This window comes from Hydrogenophaga sp. YM1 (assembly GCF_016903055.1).
Classification (GTDB): domain Bacteria; phylum Pseudomonadota; class Gammaproteobacteria; order Burkholderiales; family Burkholderiaceae_C; genus Hydrogenophaga; species Hydrogenophaga borbori.
Window position 1 is genome coordinate 645,808 of the sequence record NZ_CP070223.1, and the last position, 17,821, is coordinate 663,628.

Annotated in this window: 21 protein-coding genes; 10 read left to right on the top strand and 11 right to left on the bottom strand. The window is 72.7% G+C overall.

The window, feature by feature from the left end; all coding sequences use genetic code 11:
• The first annotated feature begins 2 nt into the window (after positions 1-2).
• Positions 3-1,799, top strand: a complete 1,797-nt coding sequence (locus tag JNX00_RS03150) for a DUF4153 domain-containing protein (RefSeq protein ID WP_204744053.1) — start codon at positions 3-5, stop codon at positions 1,797-1,799.
• Positions 1,800-1,830: 31 nt separating this feature from the next.
• Here the strand turns inward: JNX00_RS03150 and JNX00_RS03155 are convergent, their stop codons facing one another.
• The 4 genes from JNX00_RS03155 to JNX00_RS03170 all read right to left on the bottom strand — a co-directional run bounded on the left by JNX00_RS03155 (position 1,831) and on the right by JNX00_RS03170 (position 4,169).
• Positions 1,831-2,160 carry a YegP family protein gene (locus tag JNX00_RS03155; RefSeq protein ID WP_070400371.1) on the bottom strand — a complete coding sequence of 110 codons (330 nt, stop codon included), beginning with the start codon at positions 2,158-2,160 and terminating at the stop codon, positions 1,831-1,833.
• An 89-nt stretch (positions 2,161-2,249) separates the two neighbouring features.
• Complete coding sequence (gene ybeY, locus JNX00_RS03160) at positions 2,250-2,732, bottom strand: rRNA maturation RNase YbeY (RefSeq protein WP_070400370.1); 483 nt, start codon at positions 2,730-2,732, stop codon at positions 2,250-2,252.
• Entirely contained in the window at positions 2,732-3,166 is a 435-nt protein-coding gene (locus JNX00_RS03165; RefSeq protein ID WP_204744054.1) for an MliC family protein, read from the bottom strand. The genes ybeY and JNX00_RS03165 overlap by 1 nt, the downstream gene beginning before the upstream one ends.
• Positions 3,167-3,194: 28 nt before the next feature.
• Positions 3,195-4,169: a PhoH family protein gene (locus JNX00_RS03170; protein ID WP_070400368.1), complete on the bottom strand. Its 975-nt coding sequence runs from the start codon at positions 4,167-4,169 to the stop codon at positions 3,195-3,197.
• A 108-nt stretch (positions 4,170-4,277) separates the two neighbouring features.
• On the opposite strand from JNX00_RS03170, the gene ruvA reads away from it, so the two are divergent.
• The 3 genes from ruvA to JNX00_RS03185 are packed head-to-tail and all read left to right on the top strand — an operon-like array spanning position 4,278 to position 7,032.
• Positions 4,278-4,853, top strand: a complete 576-nt coding sequence (ruvA, locus tag JNX00_RS03175) for a Holliday junction branch migration protein RuvA (RefSeq protein ID WP_070400367.1) — start codon at positions 4,278-4,280, stop codon at positions 4,851-4,853.
• Positions 4,854-5,912, top strand: a complete 1,059-nt coding sequence (ruvB, locus tag JNX00_RS03180) for a Holliday junction branch migration DNA helicase RuvB (protein WP_204744055.1) — start codon at positions 4,854-4,856, stop codon at positions 5,910-5,912.
• A 19-nt stretch (positions 5,913-5,931) separates the two neighbouring features.
• Positions 5,932-7,032: an SPOR domain-containing protein gene (locus tag JNX00_RS03185; RefSeq protein ID WP_204744056.1), complete on the top strand. Its 1,101-nt coding sequence runs from the start codon at positions 5,932-5,934 to the stop codon at positions 7,030-7,032.
• A gap of 15 nt (positions 7,033-7,047) precedes the next feature.
• Here the strand turns inward: JNX00_RS03185 and JNX00_RS03190 are convergent, their stop codons facing one another.
• Positions 7,048-8,193: a DSD1 family PLP-dependent enzyme gene (locus JNX00_RS03190; RefSeq protein ID WP_204744057.1), complete on the bottom strand. Its 1,146-nt coding sequence runs from the start codon at positions 8,191-8,193 to the stop codon at positions 7,048-7,050.
• Positions 8,177-8,827 (bottom strand): histidine phosphatase family protein, encoded by a 651-nt coding sequence (locus JNX00_RS03195; protein WP_070400363.1) that lies wholly within the window; start codon positions 8,825-8,827, stop codon positions 8,177-8,179. The genes JNX00_RS03190 and JNX00_RS03195 overlap by 17 nt, the downstream gene beginning before the upstream one ends.
• A 65-nt stretch (positions 8,828-8,892) precedes the next feature.
• On the opposite strand from JNX00_RS03195, the gene JNX00_RS03200 reads away from it, so the two are divergent.
• Positions 8,893-11,250 carry a PAS domain-containing sensor histidine kinase gene (locus JNX00_RS03200; protein WP_204744058.1) on the top strand — a complete coding sequence of 786 codons (2,358 nt, stop codon included), beginning with the start codon at positions 8,893-8,895 and terminating at the stop codon, positions 11,248-11,250.
• Positions 11,251-11,256: 6 nt separating this feature from the next.
• Here the strand turns inward: JNX00_RS03200 and JNX00_RS03205 are convergent, their stop codons facing one another.
• The 4 genes from JNX00_RS03205 to JNX00_RS03220 form a co-directional block, all read right to left on the bottom strand.
• Positions 11,257-11,919: a DUF4136 domain-containing protein gene (locus JNX00_RS03205; RefSeq protein WP_070400361.1), complete on the bottom strand. Its 663-nt coding sequence runs from the start codon at positions 11,917-11,919 to the stop codon at positions 11,257-11,259.
• 53 nt (positions 11,920-11,972) lie between these two features.
• Positions 11,973-12,896 carry a tRNA 2-thiocytidine(32) synthetase TtcA gene (gene ttcA / locus JNX00_RS03210; RefSeq protein ID WP_070400360.1) on the bottom strand — a complete coding sequence of 308 codons (924 nt, stop codon included), beginning with the start codon at positions 12,894-12,896 and terminating at the stop codon, positions 11,973-11,975.
• A 123-nt stretch (positions 12,897-13,019) separates the two neighbouring features.
• Positions 13,020-13,394 (bottom strand): dihydroneopterin aldolase, encoded by a 375-nt coding sequence (locus JNX00_RS03215; protein WP_070400359.1) that lies wholly within the window; start codon positions 13,392-13,394, stop codon positions 13,020-13,022.
• Positions 13,395-13,401: 7 nt separating this feature from the next.
• Positions 13,402-14,178, bottom strand: a complete 777-nt coding sequence (locus JNX00_RS03220) for an SDR family oxidoreductase (RefSeq protein ID WP_070400358.1) — start codon at positions 14,176-14,178, stop codon at positions 13,402-13,404.
• Here JNX00_RS03220 and JNX00_RS03225 point away from each other — a divergent pair.
• Genes JNX00_RS03225 through JNX00_RS03245 form a run of 5 tightly spaced genes read left to right on the top strand, consistent with a single transcriptional unit; the run spans position 14,177 to position 17,328 of the window.
• On the top strand, positions 14,177-15,319 hold the full coding sequence (locus tag JNX00_RS03225; RefSeq protein WP_204744059.1) for an SAM-dependent methyltransferase: 1,143 nt from the start codon (positions 14,177-14,179) through the stop codon (positions 15,317-15,319). The genes JNX00_RS03220 and JNX00_RS03225 overlap by 2 nt on opposite strands.
• A gap of 2 nt (positions 15,320-15,321) precedes the next feature.
• Entirely contained in the window at positions 15,322-15,516 is a 195-nt protein-coding gene (locus JNX00_RS03230) for a DUF2905 family protein (protein ID WP_070400356.1), read from the top strand.
• A gap of 44 nt (positions 15,517-15,560) precedes the next feature.
• Positions 15,561-16,010, top strand: coding sequence for a thioredoxin TrxC (gene trxC, locus JNX00_RS03235; RefSeq protein WP_204744060.1), 450 nt, complete (start codon positions 15,561-15,563; stop codon positions 16,008-16,010).
• 26 nt (positions 16,011-16,036) lie between these two features.
• Complete coding sequence (gene glk / locus JNX00_RS03240) at positions 16,037-17,020, top strand: glucokinase (protein WP_204744061.1); 984 nt, start codon at positions 16,037-16,039, stop codon at positions 17,018-17,020.
• A gap of 53 nt (positions 17,021-17,073) precedes the next feature.
• Positions 17,074-17,328: a hypothetical protein gene (locus JNX00_RS03245; RefSeq protein ID WP_070400353.1), complete on the top strand. Its 255-nt coding sequence runs from the start codon at positions 17,074-17,076 to the stop codon at positions 17,326-17,328.
• Positions 17,329-17,359: 31 nt separating this feature from the next.
• Here the strand turns inward: JNX00_RS03245 and JNX00_RS03250 are convergent, their stop codons facing one another.
• Positions 17,360-17,788, bottom strand: coding sequence for a hypothetical protein (locus tag JNX00_RS03250; RefSeq protein WP_204744062.1), 429 nt, complete (start codon positions 17,786-17,788; stop codon positions 17,360-17,362).
• Positions 17,789-17,821 lie beyond the last annotated feature (33 nt).

A 17,821-nucleotide genomic window follows, 5' to 3' on the forward strand; every position in this document is an offset into this window, starting at 1 on the left:
GCTTGAACACCCCCGCCGCCCCCGAATCCGAGGCCCGCGCCCACCTGCTGGTGGGCGCCCTGCAGGCCGCACTGGCCTACACCCTGTACGAGACCGCGCGCCGCGGCGCCTTGCCAGCCACCGAGGCCGCGGCCTTCATACCGCTGTTCCTGCTGATGGCGCTGGCGCCGCTGGGCTTCTACCTCGCCAGCGCGGCCCCGCTGCAGCGCCGCGTGGCGATCGCGCTCGGCGTGGGCGCGCTGGCCCTGGCCATCGGCGCCTACCACGGGCTCACCGTGGGCGGGCTGGCCGAGCGCGCGCGCGAGCAGGGGCCTTTGCGCGAGGAAGACTACCTGCGCCCCACCTTCGTGCTGGGTCTGGCGCTCATGGTCGCGGTGCCCGCCGCCGCCGTGGCGCGCGAGGGCCGCGTGCGCTACGAGCCCTGGTTCGACGCCTTGCTGCACAACACCCTGCTGCTGGCGCAGGGCGGGCTGGTCACCGGCCTGTTCTGGCTGGTGATGTTCAGCGCGGCAGCGCTGTTCCGGCTGGTGCGCCTGCCCTTCCTGGGCGAACTCATCGAACGCGGCGCGTTCTGGATTCCCGCCACCGCGCTGGTGTTCTCCTACGGCGTGTCGCTGGCGGTCACGCAGCGCACCGTGGCGCGCTTCCTGTTTGAGCGGCTCACGCAGCTGTGCGGCTGGATCTACCCGTTGGCGGGCGCGCTGGGCGTGGCCTTCGTGGCGAGCTGGCTGGTGCAGGGCGTCGAGCCCCTGTTGCAGACGCGGCGCGCGGCCTTCCTGCTGCTGTGGTTCGCGGTGCTGTGCGTTCTGCTGGTCAACGCCAGCTCGCGCGGCGGGCTGGATGCGCCGCGCTACCCGCGCTGGCTGCGCCGCGCCCTGTCGACCGGCCTGTTGGTGCTGCTGCCCATGGTGGCGGTGGCGCTGTACGCGCTGGGCCTGCGCATCGGCCAGTACGGCTGGACGGTGGACCGGCTCTGGGGGTTGTTCGTGGCGATCGTGGTGGCGGTGTTCGCGCTGGGCTACGCGCTCAACGCCGTGGCCGAGTGGCTGGGCCGTGCCGAGCGCTGCCTGGTGCCCGCCACCAACGCCGTGGCCGCGGCGGTGGTGGTGCTGGGCATCCTGGCGCTGCTGGGCGGCGCCATCGACCCGCGCCGCGTGAGCGTGAACGACCAGCTGCAGCGCCTGGCGCGGGGCACCAGCGACGAGCAGGACCCGATCCGCTACCTCGCGCGCGAGGGCGGTGTGTTCGGCCGGCGCGCCCTGCAGGCCCTGGCCGCCGACGACCCGGTGTTCGGCGGCGTGCCCGCCGCGCGCCAGGCGCTGGCGCGCGACGCCCTGAGCGACCCGAAGACGCGGCGCGAGCGCCTGGCCGAGCGGCTGCGCGCCCTGCCGGTGTTCCCGCCGGGCACCACGGCGCCGCCGGCGCTGCTGGAGGCCCTGGCGCGCGACGGCGGCTTGCCGGGTGCCTGCGAGGCCCAGACCTGCCTCATCTGGCGCCTGCCGCCCGAGGTGTTGGGCGATGGGGCCTATGCGCTGCTCGCGCGCCAGGCGCCGGGCGCGCGTGACGCGGGCGGCGCGCGCATCTGGCGGGCCGACGAGCACGGGCAGTGGGCCGTGCGCGGCCACCTGCCCGGCCAGGGCCTGGACACGAACTGCGCGCCGCAGGCCGGCCACCAGGCCCTGTTCGACGCCGTGCGCGAGGGCCGGGTGGAGCTGCTGGTGCCACCCGGGCGCGACCTGGGCGTCGGCGGCCTGCGCTTTCCGGTGCAGCGCTGGAACGGCGCGCGCGACTGCGGCTGAGCCACCGTTCGCGCGCGCCCGTCGCGCGGGATCAGGGCTCGCGCACGTCCTTGCTGGGGCCGTTGGCCTTCACCGAGTCGATGCCGTTCTGGCGCGCGGCCTCGGAGGAGTACATCTGGCTGGTGCCGATGACCTGGCCGTTCGAGGCCTTCAGGTTGAAGTAGGGGCTGCCGTCGCTGGCCGTCTTGAGCTCGTAGCGCTCGCTCAGCGGCGAGTTCTTCTGCACCGACTCGATGCCGCCCTGGGCCGAGGGCTTGGCCTCGTACTGTTCGCTGCGCAGGATCACCTGCGCGTTGCCCGCCTTGAGCACGAAGGAATACTGACCTTTGCCGTTCTTCGTGAGTTCGTACCAGCCTGCCATGGACGCTCCTCGGTTGGGGTGGATGACCAGCCCATGCTAGCGAGCGGGCGAGGCGGCCGGCCGCCTCGCCCCGGCGTTTTGCTGGGGATTTACCCGGGCTTGCGGGGGCGGCGCGATCGGGCGTAGGGATCGGGTTGGCCCAGCGCGGCCAGCACCTCGGTCTCGCGCGCCTCCATGGCCTCGGCGTCGGCCTCGCTGGTTTCGTGGTCCCAGCCCTGGGCGTGCAGGGCGCCGTGCACCAGCAGGTGCGCGTAGTGCTCGGCCAGGGGCTTCTTCATCTGTTTCGCTTCGGCCGCCACCACCGGCGCGCACAGCACCAGGTCGGCCATCACCAGGGGCTCCTGGGCGTAGTCGAAGGTGAGCACGTTGGTGGCGTAGTCGCGGCCGCGGTAGTCGCGGTTGAGGGCCTGGCCCTCCTCGGCGTCGACGATGCGCACGGTGAGTTCGGCGTCGCCATCGAGCGCGCGGCGCAGGCAGCGCGCCACGAAGGCGCGCGGCAGCGCGGCGCGGTGCTCGGCCACGCCGTCGAAGCGCGCGAACTGCAGCGACAGGGTGAGCGCGGGCAGGGCCATCAGCTGGCCACCTTGCCGGCCTTGAGGGAGGGGAGCGAGCGGCAGTTGGCCAGCAGCGTGCGCTCCTGCGCCGTGTGGTCGGCCGCCAGGAAGCTCAGGAAACCTTCCTCGCCCTTGGTGTTCCAGCGCAGGCTGTGCTGTTCGTCCAGCGCGATGTAGCGCACACCCGAAGCGCTGGGCCGGCTCTTGAGCAGCGCCGTGCGGCCCTGGTGGTGCAGCGCCGCGAAGCTGTCGCCATGGCCGAACTCCAGGTAGGCCACCTCGATCTCGGCGCCGCCCTCGCAGCGGTAGCGCACGGTCTCGCTGCTGTAGCCCGGGCCCTGGATGCTGCCCTGGGTGGCGGGCGCCGAGGGGTGATGGTGCAGCGCGCAGCCGCCGGCCAGCAGGGCGGCGGCGAGCGGGGCGGCGAGGGTGAGCGGTCTGGTCGGTGGCATGCGGGTCCTCCCTGAGGGTTGGCGCGGGTCAGCCGGCGCGGCGCCGGCGGGCCGGTTCGGCCTCTTCGCGCGACGGGCTGCGGGCCTCGTAAGCGTCGACGATGCGCGCCACCAGGGGATGGCGCACCACGTCGGCGCTGGTCAGGCGCGTGAAGCCGATGCCTGGCACGCGCTTGAGCACGCGCTCGGCGTCGATCAGGCCGCTGAGCTGGGTGCGCGGCAGGTCGATCTGGCTCACGTCGCCGGTGACCACGGCCTTGCTGCCGAAGCCGATGCGGGTGAGGAACATCTTCATCTGCTCGGGCGTGGTGTTCTGCGCCTCGTCCAGGATGACGAAGGCGTGGTTGAGCGTGCGCCCGCGCATGAAGGCCAGCGGCGCGATTTCGATCTGCTGGCGCTCGAAGGCTTTCTGCACGCGGTCGAAGCCCATCAGGTCGTACAGGGCGTCGTACAGCGGGCGCAGGTAGGGGTCCACCTTCTGGCCCAGGTCGCCGGGCAGGAAGCCCAGCTTCTCGCCCGCTTCCACGGCCGGGCGGGTGAGCACGATGCGCTGCACCGCGCTGCGTTCCAGCGCGTCCACCGCGCAGGCCACCGCCAGATAGGTCTTGCCGGTGCCCGCGGGGCCGATGCCGAAGGTGATGTCGTGCGCGGCCATGTTCTCCAGGTAGCCCGCCTGGTTGGGCGTGCGCCCGCGCACCTCGCCGCGGCGTGTCTGCAGGCTCAGCGCGCCCTCGCCGGGGTCTTCCAGCGCGGTGTTGCCGTTGAGCATGAGCTGCACCTGCTCGGCCGGGATCGGGCCGCGCGCCATCTCGTACAGGGCCTGCAGCACTTCCATGGCGCGCTGCGCCTTGGCCTTGGGGCCTTCGACGCGGAACTGCTCGAAGCGGTGCGCCACCTTGACCTGCAGCGCGGACTCGATGGCGCGGATGTGGGCGTCGAGCGGCCCGCACAGGTGGGCCATGCGGGTGTTGTCCGGTGGGCTGAAGGTATGTCTGAGAATCAAGCCGATAATCCTGAGGAAAAAGATGGCCCCCAACCCTGGCTTCGCCAGGCCCCTCTAAGGGGCGCGGTCGTTCCCGGGGCGACCCGGCGAACGACCAAAAGGACACCGATGATAGGCAAGTTGAGCGGCACGCTGCTGGAGAAGAACCCGCCCCAGATCCTGCTGGACTGCCATGGCGTGGGCTACGAGGTGGACGTGCCCATGAGCACCTTCTACCACCTGCCCGCCAGCGGCGAGCGGGTCTCGCTGCTGACGCACTTCGTGGTGCGCGAGGACGCGCAGATCCTCTACGGCTTCGCCACCGCGCCCGAGCGCGACGCCTTTCGCCAACTCATCAAGATCAGCGGCGTGGGCCCGCGCACCGCGCTGGCGGTGCTTTCGGGCCTGTCGGTGAACGACCTGGCCCAGGCCGTGAGCACGCAGGAGACCGGGCGCATCGTCAAGGTGCCCGGCATCGGCAAGAAGACGGCCGAGCGGCTGCTGCTGGAGCTCAAGGGCAAGCTCGGCGTGGACCTGGGCCTGCCCGCGGGCGCCACGCGCAGCGACGCCCAGGCCGACATCCAGCAGGCCCTCATGGCCCTGGGCTACAACGAAAAGGACGCCGCCGCCGCGCTCAAGGCCCTGCCGGCCGAGGTGGGCGTGGCCGAGGGCATCAAGCTGGCGCTGAAGGCGCTGGCCAAATAAATGAGCATCCAGACCGACGACTTCGCCCCCGCGCCGCGCGTGATCTCGCCGCTGGCGGGTTCGCCCAAGGAAGAGGCGATCGAGCGCGCGCTGCGGCCCAAGCTGCTCGACGAGTACGTGGGCCAGATGAAGGTGCGCGAGCAGCTGGAGATCTTCATCGGCGCCGCCAAGAAACGCGCCGAGGCGCTGGACCACGTGCTGCTGTTCGGCCCGCCCGGCCTGGGCAAGACCACGCTGTCGCACATCATCGCGCAGGAACTGGGTGTGAACCTGCGCCAGACCAGCGGGCCGGTGCTCGAAAAGCCCAAGGACCTGGCGGCGCTGCTGACCAACCTCGAGCCCAACGACGTGCTCTTCATCGACGAGATCCACCGCCTCTCGCCGGTGGTGGAGGAGATCCTCTACCCCGCGCTGGAGGACTACCAGATCGACATCATGATCGGCGAGGGCCCGGCGGCGCGCAGCATCAAGCTCGACCTGCAGCCCTTCACGCTGGTGGGCGCCACCACGCGCGCGGGCATGCTCACCAACCCGCTGCGCGACCGCTTCGGCATCGTCGCACGGCTGGAGTTCTACTCGGCCGAGGAGCTGGCGCGCATCGTGCGGCGCAGCGCCGGGCTGCTCAACGCGCCCATCGACGAGGATGGCGCCTTCGAGATCGCGCGCCGCTCGCGCGGCACGCCGCGCATCGCCAACCGCCTGCTGCGCCGCGTGCGCGACTACGCCGATGTGAAGGGCAGCGGCCGCATCAGCCAGGACATCGCCGAGCGCGCCCTGGCCATGCTCGACGTCGACCCGCAGGGCTTCGACCTGATGGACCGCAAGCTGCTGGAGGCCGTGATCCACCGCTTCGACGGCGGGCCCGTGGGCCTGGACAACATCGCCGCCAGCATCGGCGAGGAGCGCGACACCATCGAGGACGTGATCGAGCCCTACCTGATCCAGCAGGGCTACCTGCAGCGCACGCCGCGCGGACGCACGGCCACGCTGGCGGCCTACCGCCACCTGGGCGTGAACCCGCCGCGCACCGAGGGCGGCCTGTTCGGCGCCGCCGACTGAGCCGCCCGCCCACCCCGCCATGTCCAGCGCGCCGACCCCCGCTCCCCCGGACACCGCGGCGCTGGCCAGCGCCACCGAGGCGCTGTACCGCGCGGCGCTGGGCCCGGGCCGCACGGCCGACTACCTGCCGGTGTTCGCGCGCTTCGACGAGCGCGGTCTGGCGGGCACGCACTGGAACCACGCGGCGGCCTGGCTGAACCTGAACTGGCTGCTGTACCGGCGGCTGTGGCGCCAGGCCCTGCTGTACGCCCTGGCCCTGGCCGTTGCGCTGGGCCTGTGGTGGTGGGCGCGGGGTTTCATGGCGGTCTGGCCGGCGGGCGTGCGCTGGGGCCTGCTGGCCTCGATCGGCGTGCTGGCGGTGGTGGTGCCTGGCTGGTGGGGCACGGCCTGGCTGCACGCCGACGTGCGCCGGCGCATGACCGAGGCCGTGCGCCGCGCGCGCACGGTGCAGGAGGCCTGCGGCCTGTTGCAGCGCGGTGGGCCGGGGCGCTGGGCCTGGGTGCTGGCGCTGCTGGCCCAGGTGGCGTTGCTGGGCACGCTGGGGCTGCGCACGGGCGGTGGCCCCGTGGCGGCCGCGCCCGAGCCGGTGCTGGCGCCGCGGGCGGTGGCCGAGGCCCCGGCTCCCCCGCCCGCCCCCGTGGCGGCACCCGCGCCGCCGCCGTCCACCGAGGGCGTGGTCGAGCCCGTGTCGCCGGTGTCTCCCGCCGTCTCCTCCGGTGGGGCGGTGGTGGTGGGCGCGGTGACCTCGGAGGCGCCCACACCGGCCCCGGCCCTGGCAAAGCCCGCCGTGGCCGAGTCGACGCCCGCACCGGCGGCGCCCGCTGCCGCGCCGCCGGCCCCCGGCGCGAGCGGCGACAGCGCCGGCACCACCGACGCGCCGCGCCCTCGCTGGCACGGCCACGGCGTGAACGTGGGCATCTTTGGCGATCCGGCCAACGCCGAGCGCGCGGCCACGCGGCTGCGCCAGGCCGGCCTGCCGGTGCGCAGCGACCCGGTGGAGTCGGCGCGCGGCCCGCTCACGCGCGTGCGCGTCGGCCCGTTCCAGACGCGCGAGCAGGCCGAGGCCGCGGCCGAGACCGTGCGCAACCTGGGCCTGGAGGCCCGCGTGTTCGGCCCCTGAGGGCGCGCCGGTCGCTCAGTCCAGCGCGCCGCGCGCGTCCACCCGCAGCACGCGCTCCACGCGGCCCGTGAGCAGGCCGCCGCGCACGCCGATCAGGTGGTCGTGCAGGTTCACGGTGGGGTCGCAGTGGCCCGGCACCAGCCAGACCGTTTCGCCCAGCGCGGGCAGGGCCGGGCCACGCAGCACGCCGTGCTCGTCGCCGCCGTTGGCGAACGCCAGTCCCTCGGGCAGCCAGACGCGCGGCAGGCCGCTGTCGATGGCATGGCTCTTGTGGCCGGCGTCGACCACCGCGCGCCCCTCGGGCCGGCTCATCACCTGCGCCTTGACGAACAGCGCGTGCTCGAAGGCCGGCGCGCTCTCGTCGGCGGTGTTGGCGGCGTAGTCGGCGTCCATGAAGAGGTAGGAGCCGGCCTGCAGCTCGCCCCACTGGCCGCTGGCCGCCTCGTGCACGAAGGTGCCGGTGCCCGCGCCCGTGACCAGCGGCACCGCCAGGCCCGCGCCCTCGATGAGCGCGCGCGTGTGCGCCACGGCCTCGGCGGCGTGGGCCACGGTGGCGCGGCGCTGCTCGGGCGTGCGCTGGTGCTGCGCCGCGCCGTGGTAGGCCTGCAGGCCGGCGAAGCGCAGCACGGCGTGCGAGGCGACGGCCCGCGCCAGTGCCACGGCCGGCTCGCCCGGCGCCGCGCCGCAGCGGCCATGGCCCACGTCGATTTCCACCAGCACATCGATCGAGCCCGGTGCCTGCACGCCGGCCTCGGCCAGGGCGCGCGCCAGGCGCTCGATGCCGAGGGCGCTGTCGACCGCCAGGGCGAAGCGCGTGCCGCCCGTGCGCACGGCGCGCGCCAGCCGCGTCAGCTTGGCCGGGTCCACCACTTCGTTGGTGATGGTGATGTCGGTGACGCCGGCGGCGGCCAGCGCGAGCGCCTCGCCGGTTTTCTGCACGCACACGCCCACGGCGCCGTGCGCCATCTGCAACTTCGCCAGCTCGGCGCACTTGTGCATCTTGGCGTGCGGGCGCAGCCGCAGGCCGCGCGCCCGGCACCAGTCGGCCAGCCGATGCAGGTTGCGCTCCATGGCGTCCAGGTCGATCACCAGCGCGGGCGTGTCGATGGCGGCCACACCCTGGCCGACCAGGCCGTGGAAACGCTCAGGCGCTGCGCTCATCCAGCACCCCTTCGTCGTCGTTCACCTGCAGGTGGCCCACATCGCCCCAGCCCACCAGGGCCAGGCCTTCGGGCGACCACAGCAGGCGGTTGATGGCGCAGTTGGCGAGCTGCCAGCTGCGCGGGGCCTGCAGCTCCAGGCGGGTGGCGGCGCGGTAGAGCACGTCCAGCACGCCGCCGTGCGCGACCAGCAGGATCTGCTCGCCCGGATGGCGTGCGGCCAGTTCCAGGGCCGCGCCCACCACGCGCTCGCGCAGCGCCAGCAGGGTTTCGCCACCGGGCGGCGCGAAGTCGGGCATGCGCTTGCGCCAGGCCAGGGTTTCGGTGGGGTAGCGCAGCTCCAGTTCGTCCCAGGTGTGGCCTTCGAAGCGCCCGAAGCCACGCTCGCGCAGGCCGATGTGCGCGTGCACCGGCAGGGTGCGCGTCTCGGCCACCGCCTGGGCGGTGTCGCGCGCGCGCTTGAGGTCGCTGCTGTAGATGGCGGCGATGGGCTCGTCGCGCAGGGCCTCGGCCAGGCGGCGGGCCTGCCAGCGGCCGTGGTCGTTGAGGTCGATGTCGGTGTGGCCCTGAATGCGCGTGTCGCGGTTCCAGGCGGTCTCACCGTGGCGCACGGCCAGGAGGCGGGTGACTTGCAAGGGGCGTCCGTGGGGGTGGGTCGATCTGGATGAAATGTACCGGGCCTTGCGAGACAATGCCGCGCATGGCCACGCCCGATGGCGACTTCTCATCGCTGTTCAACTTCCTGCCGATCGGCGCCTACCGCAGCGCCCCCGACGGCCGGATGATCCGGGCCAACGAGGCCCTGGTGCGCTTCAACGGCCACGACAGCGAAGCCTCGCTGATCGCTGGCGTCGGCGACATCGCCGCCGAGTGGTACGTGGACCCGCGCCGACGCGACGACTTCCGTCGCCTGCTGGAGCGCGACGGCTTCGTGCGCGGCTTTGTGTCGGAGGTGTTTCGCCACAAGACACGCGAACGGGCCTGGGTCAGCGAGAACGCGCACGCCGTGCGCGACGCGGCCGGCCAGGTGCTGCACTACGAAGGCACGGTGGAAGACATCACCGAACGCGTGCTGCAGCAGCGCTCCATGCGGGAGCAGCAGGAGCGCATGCAGGCGCTGGCCGACCAGATCCCCGGCGTGGTGTTTTCGATCGTCGTGCGCCACGACGGTACGCGCCGCTACCGCTACGTGAGCTCGGGCGCGCGCGAGTTGCTGGGCGTCGAGCCCGAGGCCCTGGTGAACGACCCCACGCTGATCTCGCGCCTGCTGCACCCCGACGAAGCCCCGCGCCTGGTGTCCGAGACGCAGGCACTGCTGGATGGCAAGGCGGTGCTCTCGGGCGAATTTCGCGTTGTCACACCCGAGGGGGTCCTCAAGTGGGTGCACAACCGCTCATGTGAGGTCTACCGCGACGAGGAAGGCGTGCACCGCGTGGGCGTTCTGCTCGACATCACCGAGCCCAAGCGCATGGAGGAGGCTCTTCACCGCAGCGAGGCGCTCTGGAAGATGGCGCTGGAGAGCGCGGGCGACGGCGTGTGGGACTGGAACCTGGCAACGGGCGAGGAATACCTGTCCGACAGCCTGCTGTCGATGTACGGCTATTCGCGCGAAGACGTTCATGGCTTCGCCTCCGACCTGGACGAGCGCACGCACCCGGACGACCTGGCCGCCATGCTCGTCGCGCGCCAGGCGCATTTCGAGGGGCGCATACCCGTCTACCGCAACGAGCACCGGGTTCGCACGCGCGATGGCCGCTGTATATGGGTGCTCACGCGCGGCGCCGCGGTGGAGCGCGACGCCCAGGGCCGCCCGACGCGCCTGGTCGGCACGCACACCGATATCACGGAGATCAAGCAGGCGGAGGAGCAGCAGCGCCAGTTCGAGGCGCAGTTGCGCGAGCGCCAGAAGATGGAGGCCATCGGCACCCTGGCCGGCGGCGTGGCGCACGACTTCAACAACCTGCTGGCGGCCATCCTGGGCAACCTGGTGCTGGCCCGCGAGGACGTCGGACCCGAGCATCCCGCGCAGGAAAGCCTGGCCGAGATCCATCGCGCGGCCATCCGGGCCCGCCAGCTCGTGCAGCAGATCCTCACCTTCAGCCGCCGCCAGGCCCAGACCATGGAGCGGCAGGCCCTGTTGCCCCTGGTGGAAGAAGCGCTGCGCCTGATGCGCACGCTGCTGCCGGCGGGCGTGCGCCTGGACACGCGCCTGTCGCCAGCGCCTCTGTGCGTCATGGCGGATGGCACCCAGGTGCAGCAGGTGCTGATGAACCTGTGCAGCAACGCCTGGCAGGCTTTTGCGGGCCGTGCTGGCGAGATCACCGTGGCCCTGGGCGCCGAATCCGTCGACGCCGCGCGGGCGCTGCGCCTCGGGGGCATGGGCCCCGGCGACTACGCGTGCCTGAGCGTGGCCGACAACGGCCCCGGCATGGACACCGACACCCAGCGGCGTGTGTTCGAGCCCTTCTTCACCACCAAGCCGCCAGGGGAGGGCACGGGCCTGGGCCTCGCGGTGGTGCACGGCATCGTCAAAGCGCACAAGGGCACCATCACCCTGGACAGCACACCCGGACACGGCACGCGGTTCGATGTCTACCTGCCGCTGGCGCCGGGCGATGGCGCCCCTGGCATGCCCTTGACCGAAGCGCGGGACGACCCGGGCGCGCTGCGCGCGCTGAGCGGACGGCATGTGCTGTACGTGGACGACTACGAGGCGCTGGTGGGGCTGGTGCAGCGCCTGCTCAGTCGCCAGGGCGTGCGGGTGACGCCGTTCGTTTCGGGGCAGGCGGCCATCGACTGGCTCGCGGCACACCCCGGAGAACCCGCTGATCTGCTGGTGACGGACCAGAACATGCCGGGTCTGTCGGGCCTGGAGGTGGCGCGCGCCGCGCGGGCGCTGCGCCCCGACTTGCGCGTGGCCATCGTGTCGGGGCAGGTGAACGAGTGGCTGGTGGACGAGGCCGCCGCCGCCGGGGTGCGCGAGGTGCTGTCCAAGCAGGACAGCATGGACGCGTTGGCGCAGGCGATCCGGGAACTGTTGGCCGCTGCCCCCGCCTGAGGCGCCTCAGCGTGGCACTTCGATGTTGACCTGCCGCAGGCCCGCGGGCGGCGCCGGGAAGCCCTGCAGCGCGGCGTCGAGCATGGCCGTCCACAGCGCGGGCGTGCTGTTCCAGCGGCCATCGTGCGCGGCGCGCGTCTCGTACACCACGCGCCCGCTGGCGGCGTCGCGGATCACCAGCGACACCGCGCGCTGGTAGTAGGGCGTCTCGAAGCGAGGGGCCATCATGGGAAAGAAGACCACCTGGCCGGTGCCCGTGACCACGTAGTCGCGCCCGGGCATGGCGAAAGGCGATCCGAAGGGCCCCCAGCCCCAGGTGTCCCAGGGGTCTTCCCAGGGCGCGCGCGGCAGGCGCACGTTGCTGGCGCCCACCTGAACCGCCCAGGGGGCCGACACGTTGGCGGCGGCGCGCGTCCAGCCCAGCTTGGCCAGCGCGGCCTCGGCGTAGCGCTCCAACTCGTCCTGGCCGCGCGCGGCGCGCTGGTCCTGCTGCTGCGAGGGCAGGCGCTCGAAGCGGTAGACCTGCGGCGGCGCGGGCACCGCCGCGTTGGCCGCGCGGTCCTGCCAGCGCGGAAAGCTCTCCACCTGGTTGTCGACCAGGATGACGGACGCGCAGCCCGACAGCAGCAGCGCGGCCAGGGCAAGGGCGAAAAGGCGGATCGAGGGCATGGACGTCTCCTGCGTTGAGGGGCCCTTCGTGGCTGGCGTGGTGCGACTGCGCCTCAGCTGGCTTCGGTGGCGATGGGTATGACCGCGCGCGGCGCGGCCGGGTTCCCCTGCGGCGCGGGCGCGGCGCAGGCCTCGGCGGCCGGCGCGGCCACGGGCTCGTCGTCGAAGGCCTTGTCGCCGCTGTCGTCCGGCACGCCGGTGGCGCGCAGCGTTTCAAACGGAAACAGCGCGCGGTCCATCAGGTGGCTGGGCACCACGTTCTGCAGCGCGCTGGCCATGTTCTCCACCCGGCCGGGGTACTTCTTCTCCCACTCGCGCAGCAGGTTGCCCACCTGCTTGCGCTGCAGGTTTTCCTGGCTGCCGCACAGGGTGCAGGGAATGATGGGGAACTGGCGCAGCTCGGCCCAGCGCACCAGGTCTTTCTCGGGCACGTAGGCCAGGGGCCGGATCACCACGTGCTTGCCGTCGTCGCTCACCAGCTTGGCCGGCATGCCCTTGAGCTTGGCGCCGAAGAACAGGTTGAGCAGCAGGGTCTGCAGGATGTCGTCGCGGTGGTGGCCGAGCGCGATCTTGGTGGCGCCGAGTTCGTCGGCCACGCGGTAGAGGATGCCGCGACGCAGCCGGCTGCACAGGCTGCACAGGGTCTTGCCCTCGGGGATCACGCGCTTGACGATGGAGTAGGTGTCCTGGTTCTCGATGTGGAACTTCACGCCCAGCTTCGTCAGGTACTCGGGCAGCACGTGCTCGGGGAAGCCGGGCTGCTTCTGGTCGAGGTTGACCGCGATCAGCTCGAACTTCACCGGCGCGCGCTGCTGCAGCTTCAGCAGGATGTCGAGCAGGCCGTAGCTGTCTTTGCCGCCCGAGAGGCAGACCATGACGCGGTCGCCTTCCTCGATCATGTTGTAGTCGACGATGGCGCGCCCGACCTCGCGGCACAGCCGCTTCTCGAGCTTGTGGTTTTCCAATTCAATGTTCATGGCCATTCCTTGGCGAGCGCCAGCCCGCATAACCCAGGGATGCCACGGAACCGGCTTCGCCGGGCCGTCGGCATCGCCCCCCTGGAGGGGGCAGGCGCGCAGCGCCGCAGGGGGTGTCTCTGTTCACCACTGCCCGCTTTCCATGCGGATGGCGACCTCGCAGTCCTCGAAGATTTCCAGCTTGGCGATCTTCACGCGCACGCCGATCACGCCGGGCAGCTGCATGAGCCGCCGTGTGAGCTTGCCGATCAGGCTCTCCAGCAGGTTCACGTGCTCGGCGGTGCACTCGTCGATGATGATCTGGCGCACCTTGCGGTAGTCGAGCACGTGGGTGATGTCGTCGTCCTTGGGCAGCAGGGGCTGCGTGCCCTGGTTGAGCTCGGCGTCCACCTGGATGGGCTGCGGCGCGTGTTTTTCGCGGTCGAGGATGCCCAGGTTGGCGTCGAAGCGCAGGCCGGTGAGGGTGAGGATCTGGGTGGCGGCGGTCGTGGGGATCATGCGGTCCTCACATGAGGGAGAAGTCGCGCTCGAAGCGCATCAGGTGCTGGCCGCCGTCCACCAGCAGCGTGGTGCCGGTGATGGAGCCGTTGTCCAGCGCGAAGGCCACGGCGGCGGCCACGTCGGCCGCGGTGGACGAGCGGCCCAGCGGCGACTGGCGGTGCAGTTGCTCGAACCGGTCGTCGCTGAGCAGGTGGCTGGTGAGCGTGAGCCCGGGCGCCACGCCCACCACCCGCACGCGCGGGGCCAGGGCCAGCGCCAGCATGGTGTTGGCCGCCTCCAGCGCCGCCTTGGACAGGGTGTAGCTGAAGAAGTCGGGGTTCATGTTCCACAGCTTCTGGTCCAGCAGGTTCACCACCGCGCCGCGCGCGTCGCGCTCGGCCAGGTGGGCGTGCAGGGCCTGGGCCAGCAGCACGGGCGCGCCGGTGTTGGCGCGCAGGTGGGCTTCCATGGTGGCGAAGTCGAAGCTGCCGGCGCTGTCGTGTTCGAAGGTGGAGGCGCTGTTGACCACCGCGTCCACGGCGCCGAAGCGCGCGGCCACGGCGGGCAGCAGGGCGCGCGCGCCGGCCTCGTCCGACAGGTCGGCGAAGAAGGTGTGGGCGCTGCCGGCGCGGCCGCTCGCGGCCTCGCAGTCGGTCGCCGTCTGGCGGGCCTCGTCGAGCGAGTGGCGGTGGTGCACGGCCACGTTCCAGCCGGCGCGCGCCAGGGTGAGGGCGATCTCCCGGCCCAGGCGCCGGCCGGCGCCGGTAACCAGCGCGGTGCGGGGCGGATGAGGGGAGGGCATGGGTGACAATCGGCGCGTGAACGCCCCATTCGTGAAACAGCCCGGGAGTGTAGCCAGCGCCCTGTCGGCGCGCATCGGCACGGCCATCGACGCGGCCGGCGGCCACATCCCCTTCGAGCGCTTCATGAGCATGGCGCTGTACGAGCCGGGCTTGGGCTACTACGCCACGGCCACGCCCAAATTCGGCCATTTCCCGGCCCAGGGCAGCGATTTCGTCACCGCGCCCGAGCTCACGCCGCTGTTCGCCCGCGCGCTGGCGCGCCAGGTGGAGCAGGCCCTGCAGGCCACGGGCACGCGCGAGGTGTGGGAATTCGGCGCCGGCAGCGGTGCGCTGGCGGCCGGGCTGATCGCGGCGCTGGACGCGGCGGGCGAGCGCCTGGAGCGCTACACCATCGTCGACCTGCCGGGCGAGCTGCGCCAGCGCCAGCGCGAGCGCCTCGCGGCCTTCGGCGATCGCGTGCGCTGGGTCGAGGTGCTGCCCGAGCGCTTCGAGGGCGTGCTGGTGGGCAACGAAATCCTCGACGCCATTCCCGTGACGCCGCTGGCGCGCCTCGGCGGGGTCTGGCACGAGCGGGTGGTCGTGCGCGCCGGCGAGGGCTTTGCCTGGGCGGAGCGGCCTACCGCCCTGCGCCCGCCGCTGGCGGTGCCCGGCGAGCACGACTACACCACCGAGGTGCACCCGCAGGTCGAGGCCTTCGTGCGCACCATCGCCGATCGGCTGGCGCGCGGCGCGGCCCTGTTCATCGACTACGGTTTCCCCGAGGCCGAGTACTACCACCCGCAGCGCCACATGGGCACGCTGGTGGCGCACCGCGCCCACCGCAGCGACGACGCCGTGCTCGATCACCCGGGCGAGAAGGACATCACCGCGCACGTGAACTTCACCGGCGTGGCAGTGGCGGCGCAGGACGCGGGGCTGGACGTCATCGGCTACACCAGCCAGGGGCGTTTCCTCATCAACCTGGGCCTGGTCGAGCTCGCGCAGGGCGCCGACCCGCGCGAGCGCTCGCGCATGCAGATGCTGGTGCTCGAGCACGAGATGGGCGAGCTGTTCAAGGTCATCGCGCTGGCGCCGCCCGCCAGCGCCGGGGGCTGGACGCCGATCGGCTTCGCGCAGGGCGACCGCACCCACCGGCTCTGAGCATGATCCGCTGGATGATCGTCATCTTCCTGGCCCTGCTGCTCATCAGCTGGGCCACGCCGCTGCTGCGCCGCCTGGGCCTGGGGCGGCTGCCGGGCGACCTGCGGTTCCGCGCCTTCGGCCGCGACTGGTTCCTGCCCTTCGCCAGCACCGTGCTGCTGAGCTTCATCGCCAGCCTCATCGGCTACCTGGTCTGAGCCGACGGGCTTGCAATCGGCGCGCCGGCCTTCATCTGAAGACCATGAACGCCACCGCCGCCCCCCTGCACCTCGTCTGCCCGCACTGCGGCACCACCAACCGGCTCGCGCCCGACGCGCTGGACCGCGCGCCGGATTGCGGCCGCTGCCACGCCCCGCTGTTCACGGGCGCGCCGGTGGCGCTGGACGAGGCCGGCCTGCGCAAGACCATCGAACGCTCCGATCTGCCGGTGCTGGTGGACTTCTGGGCGCCCTGGTGCGGCCCCTGCCGTGCGATGGCTCCGCAGTTCGAGGCGGCGGCGCGCGAACTCGAGCCGCGCGTGCGGCTGGTGAAGCTCAACACCGAAGAGGCACCCGCGCTGTCGGCGGCGATGAACATCCGCAGCATTCCCACGCTGGCGCTGTTCTCGGGCGGCCGCGAGATCGCGCGCCAGCCCGGTGCCATGGGCGCGGCCGACATCGTGCGCTGGGCGCGCGCCCACCTGCCCCGCTGAGGCGGCGCGGCCTATCATCGGCCGCCATGAGCCAGCGCATCCCCAGCCCCGGTGGCCGGCTGCTCGCCGACATCGGCGGCACGAACGCCCGTTTCGCTTTCCAGTCCGCGCCCGGTGAGCCCTTGAGCGAGGTGAGCGTGCTGCCCGTGGCCCGCTACCCGGCGGTGCAGGACGCCTTGCGCGAGTACCTGGGGGGCCTGGGCCCGCGCCGCGTGCGCGCCGCGGCCATCGCCATCGCCAACCCGGTCACGGGCGACGCGGTGCGCATGACCAACCACGACTGGGCTTTTTCGCAGCGCGCGCTGCAGGCCGAGATGGGCTGGGAGCGCCTGCGCGTGCTCAACGACTTCACCGCGCTGGCCCTGGCGCTGCCGGTGCTGCCGGCGAGCGATCTGCGCCAGCTGGGCGGCGGCGACGCCGTGCCGCGCGCCGCGCGCGCGCTGCTGGGGCCCGGCACGGGGTTGGGCGTCTCGGGCTTGCTGCCCTGCGGCGGGGACGGCTGGGTGCCGCTGGAGGGCGAGGGCGGCCACGTCACGCTGCCGGCCGCCACACCGCGCGAGCGACTGCTGATGGACGCGCTGGCGGCGCGCCACGGCCGGGCCTCGGCCGAGCGCGTGTGCTCGGGCGCGGGCCTGCTCGAGAGTTTTCGCGTGCTCTGCGAGGCCGACGGCGTGGCCGTGCGGGGTGTGGAGCGGGCGGCCGACGTGACCGAGGCCGCGCTCCAGCACGGCCAGCCGCAGGCGCTGGAGGCGCTGAACCTCTTCTGCGCGCTGCTGGGCTCGGTGGCCGGCAACCTCGCGCTCACGCTGGGCGCGCGCGGTGGGGTGTACCTGGGCGGCGGCATCGTGCCGCGCCTGGGCGCCTGGTTCGACACCTCGCCCTTTCGCGCGCGCTTCGAGGACAAGGGCCGCTTCAACGGCTACCTGCGCGCCATTCCGGTGTGGGTGATCACCGCGCGCGAATCGCCCGCGCTGCTGGGCGCGGCGCGCGGCCTGGACGGCTTGGACTGAGCCCCGCCTTGCGCTAACCTGGGCCCTCGCCCGCTGCGTCACCAGGAGACCCCATGACCACCCCGCTCAGAACCGTGCTCGTCTTCACCCCCGAGGACCAGGCCTGGCTGCGGCGCATGCAGCTGGTGGTGCCCGACTACTGGCGAGGCCACGGCGCCGCGCCCATGCCGGGCGACGTGTTCCGCGTCGGCGGGCGCCAGTTCACCATCCAGGGCCGCCTGTGGGAGCACGACCTGCAGGGCCCGATGCTGCGCGTCTTCGTGGGTTCGGCCCACGCGGAGAGCGATTCGGTGTTCGCGGGCATGTGAGGGCGGCGGCCGAGGCGCGCGCCGGCGCGCCTCAGCTGTCGTCCACGTCCCACTCGAACGCGCAGCGCTTGCAGCACACCGGTACCAGGCGCGCCGCGCCGTCCTCGCCGCCGCGGCGGCGCACCGGCCGCTCCGACAGGCTCAGCTGCCCATAGGCGTGGCAGCGCGGGCAGTTGGCCTGGTTGGCCACTTCCTCGGCGTGCATCAGCAGGTAGGCGTAACGCTGCAGCGCCCACAGCGTGATGCCGCCGGTGAGCACCACGAAGGCGGTGTCCATCAGCTTCTCGCCCACGCTGGCGCCGCCGAAGGCCTCGAAGCTCGCCAGCATGGCCACGGCGGCCAGCACCGCCAGGGCCATGTGCGCGTGGCTGGAGAGCAGCTCGCGCTCGTACCACTTGCGAAACCCCAGGCGCCGGATGCCTTCGGCGAGCGGCGGGTTCAACGGGTTGGATGCGGGCATGGCGGCCTCCGGTGGTCGAAGGCGCATGGTGGC

Coding starts and splice junctions, on each gene's coding strand:
- JNX00_RS03165 (WP_204744054.1), bottom strand. CDS start 3,166: ATGCCACCGACCAGACCGCTCACCCTCGCCGCCCCGCTCGCCGCCGCC.
- JNX00_RS03220 (WP_070400358.1), bottom strand. CDS start 14,178: ATGCCCTCCCCTCATCCGCCCCGCACCGCGCTGGTTACCGGCGCCGGC.
- trxC (WP_204744060.1), top strand. CDS start 15,561: ATGAACGCCACCGCCGCCCCCCTGCACCTCGTCTGCCCGCACTGCGGC.
- JNX00_RS03250 (WP_204744062.1), bottom strand. CDS start 17,788: ATGCCCGCATCCAACCCGTTGAACCCGCCGCTCGCCGAAGGCATCCGG.
- JNX00_RS03200 (WP_204744058.1), top strand. CDS start 8,893: ATGGCCACGCCCGATGGCGACTTCTCATCGCTGTTCAACTTCCTGCCG.
- ruvB (WP_204744055.1), top strand. CDS start 4,854: ATGAGCATCCAGACCGACGACTTCGCCCCCGCGCCGCGCGTGATCTCG.
- JNX00_RS03205 (WP_070400361.1), bottom strand. CDS start 11,919: ATGCCCTCGATCCGCCTTTTCGCCCTTGCCCTGGCCGCGCTGCTGCTG.
- JNX00_RS03190 (WP_204744057.1), bottom strand. CDS start 8,193: ATGAGCGCAGCGCCTGAGCGTTTCCACGGCCTGGTCGGCCAGGGTGTG.
- JNX00_RS03155 (WP_070400371.1), bottom strand. CDS start 2,160: ATGGCAGGCTGGTACGAACTCACGAAGAACGGCAAAGGTCAGTATTCC.
- ruvA (WP_070400367.1), top strand. CDS start 4,278: ATGATAGGCAAGTTGAGCGGCACGCTGCTGGAGAAGAACCCGCCCCAG.
- JNX00_RS03230 (WP_070400356.1), top strand. CDS start 15,322: ATGATCCGCTGGATGATCGTCATCTTCCTGGCCCTGCTGCTCATCAGC.
- JNX00_RS03185 (WP_204744056.1), top strand. CDS start 5,932: ATGTCCAGCGCGCCGACCCCCGCTCCCCCGGACACCGCGGCGCTGGCC.
- JNX00_RS03215 (WP_070400359.1), bottom strand. CDS start 13,394: ATGATCCCCACGACCGCCGCCACCCAGATCCTCACCCTCACCGGCCTG.
- glk (WP_204744061.1), top strand. CDS start 16,037: ATGAGCCAGCGCATCCCCAGCCCCGGTGGCCGGCTGCTCGCCGACATC.
- ybeY (WP_070400370.1), bottom strand. CDS start 2,732: ATGGCCCTGCCCGCGCTCACCCTGTCGCTGCAGTTCGCGCGCTTCGAC.
- JNX00_RS03225 (WP_204744059.1), top strand. CDS start 14,177: ATGGGTGACAATCGGCGCGTGAACGCCCCATTCGTGAAACAGCCCGGG.
- JNX00_RS03245 (WP_070400353.1), top strand. CDS start 17,074: ATGACCACCCCGCTCAGAACCGTGCTCGTCTTCACCCCCGAGGACCAG.
- ttcA (WP_070400360.1), bottom strand. CDS start 12,896: ATGAACATTGAATTGGAAAACCACAAGCTCGAGAAGCGGCTGTGCCGC.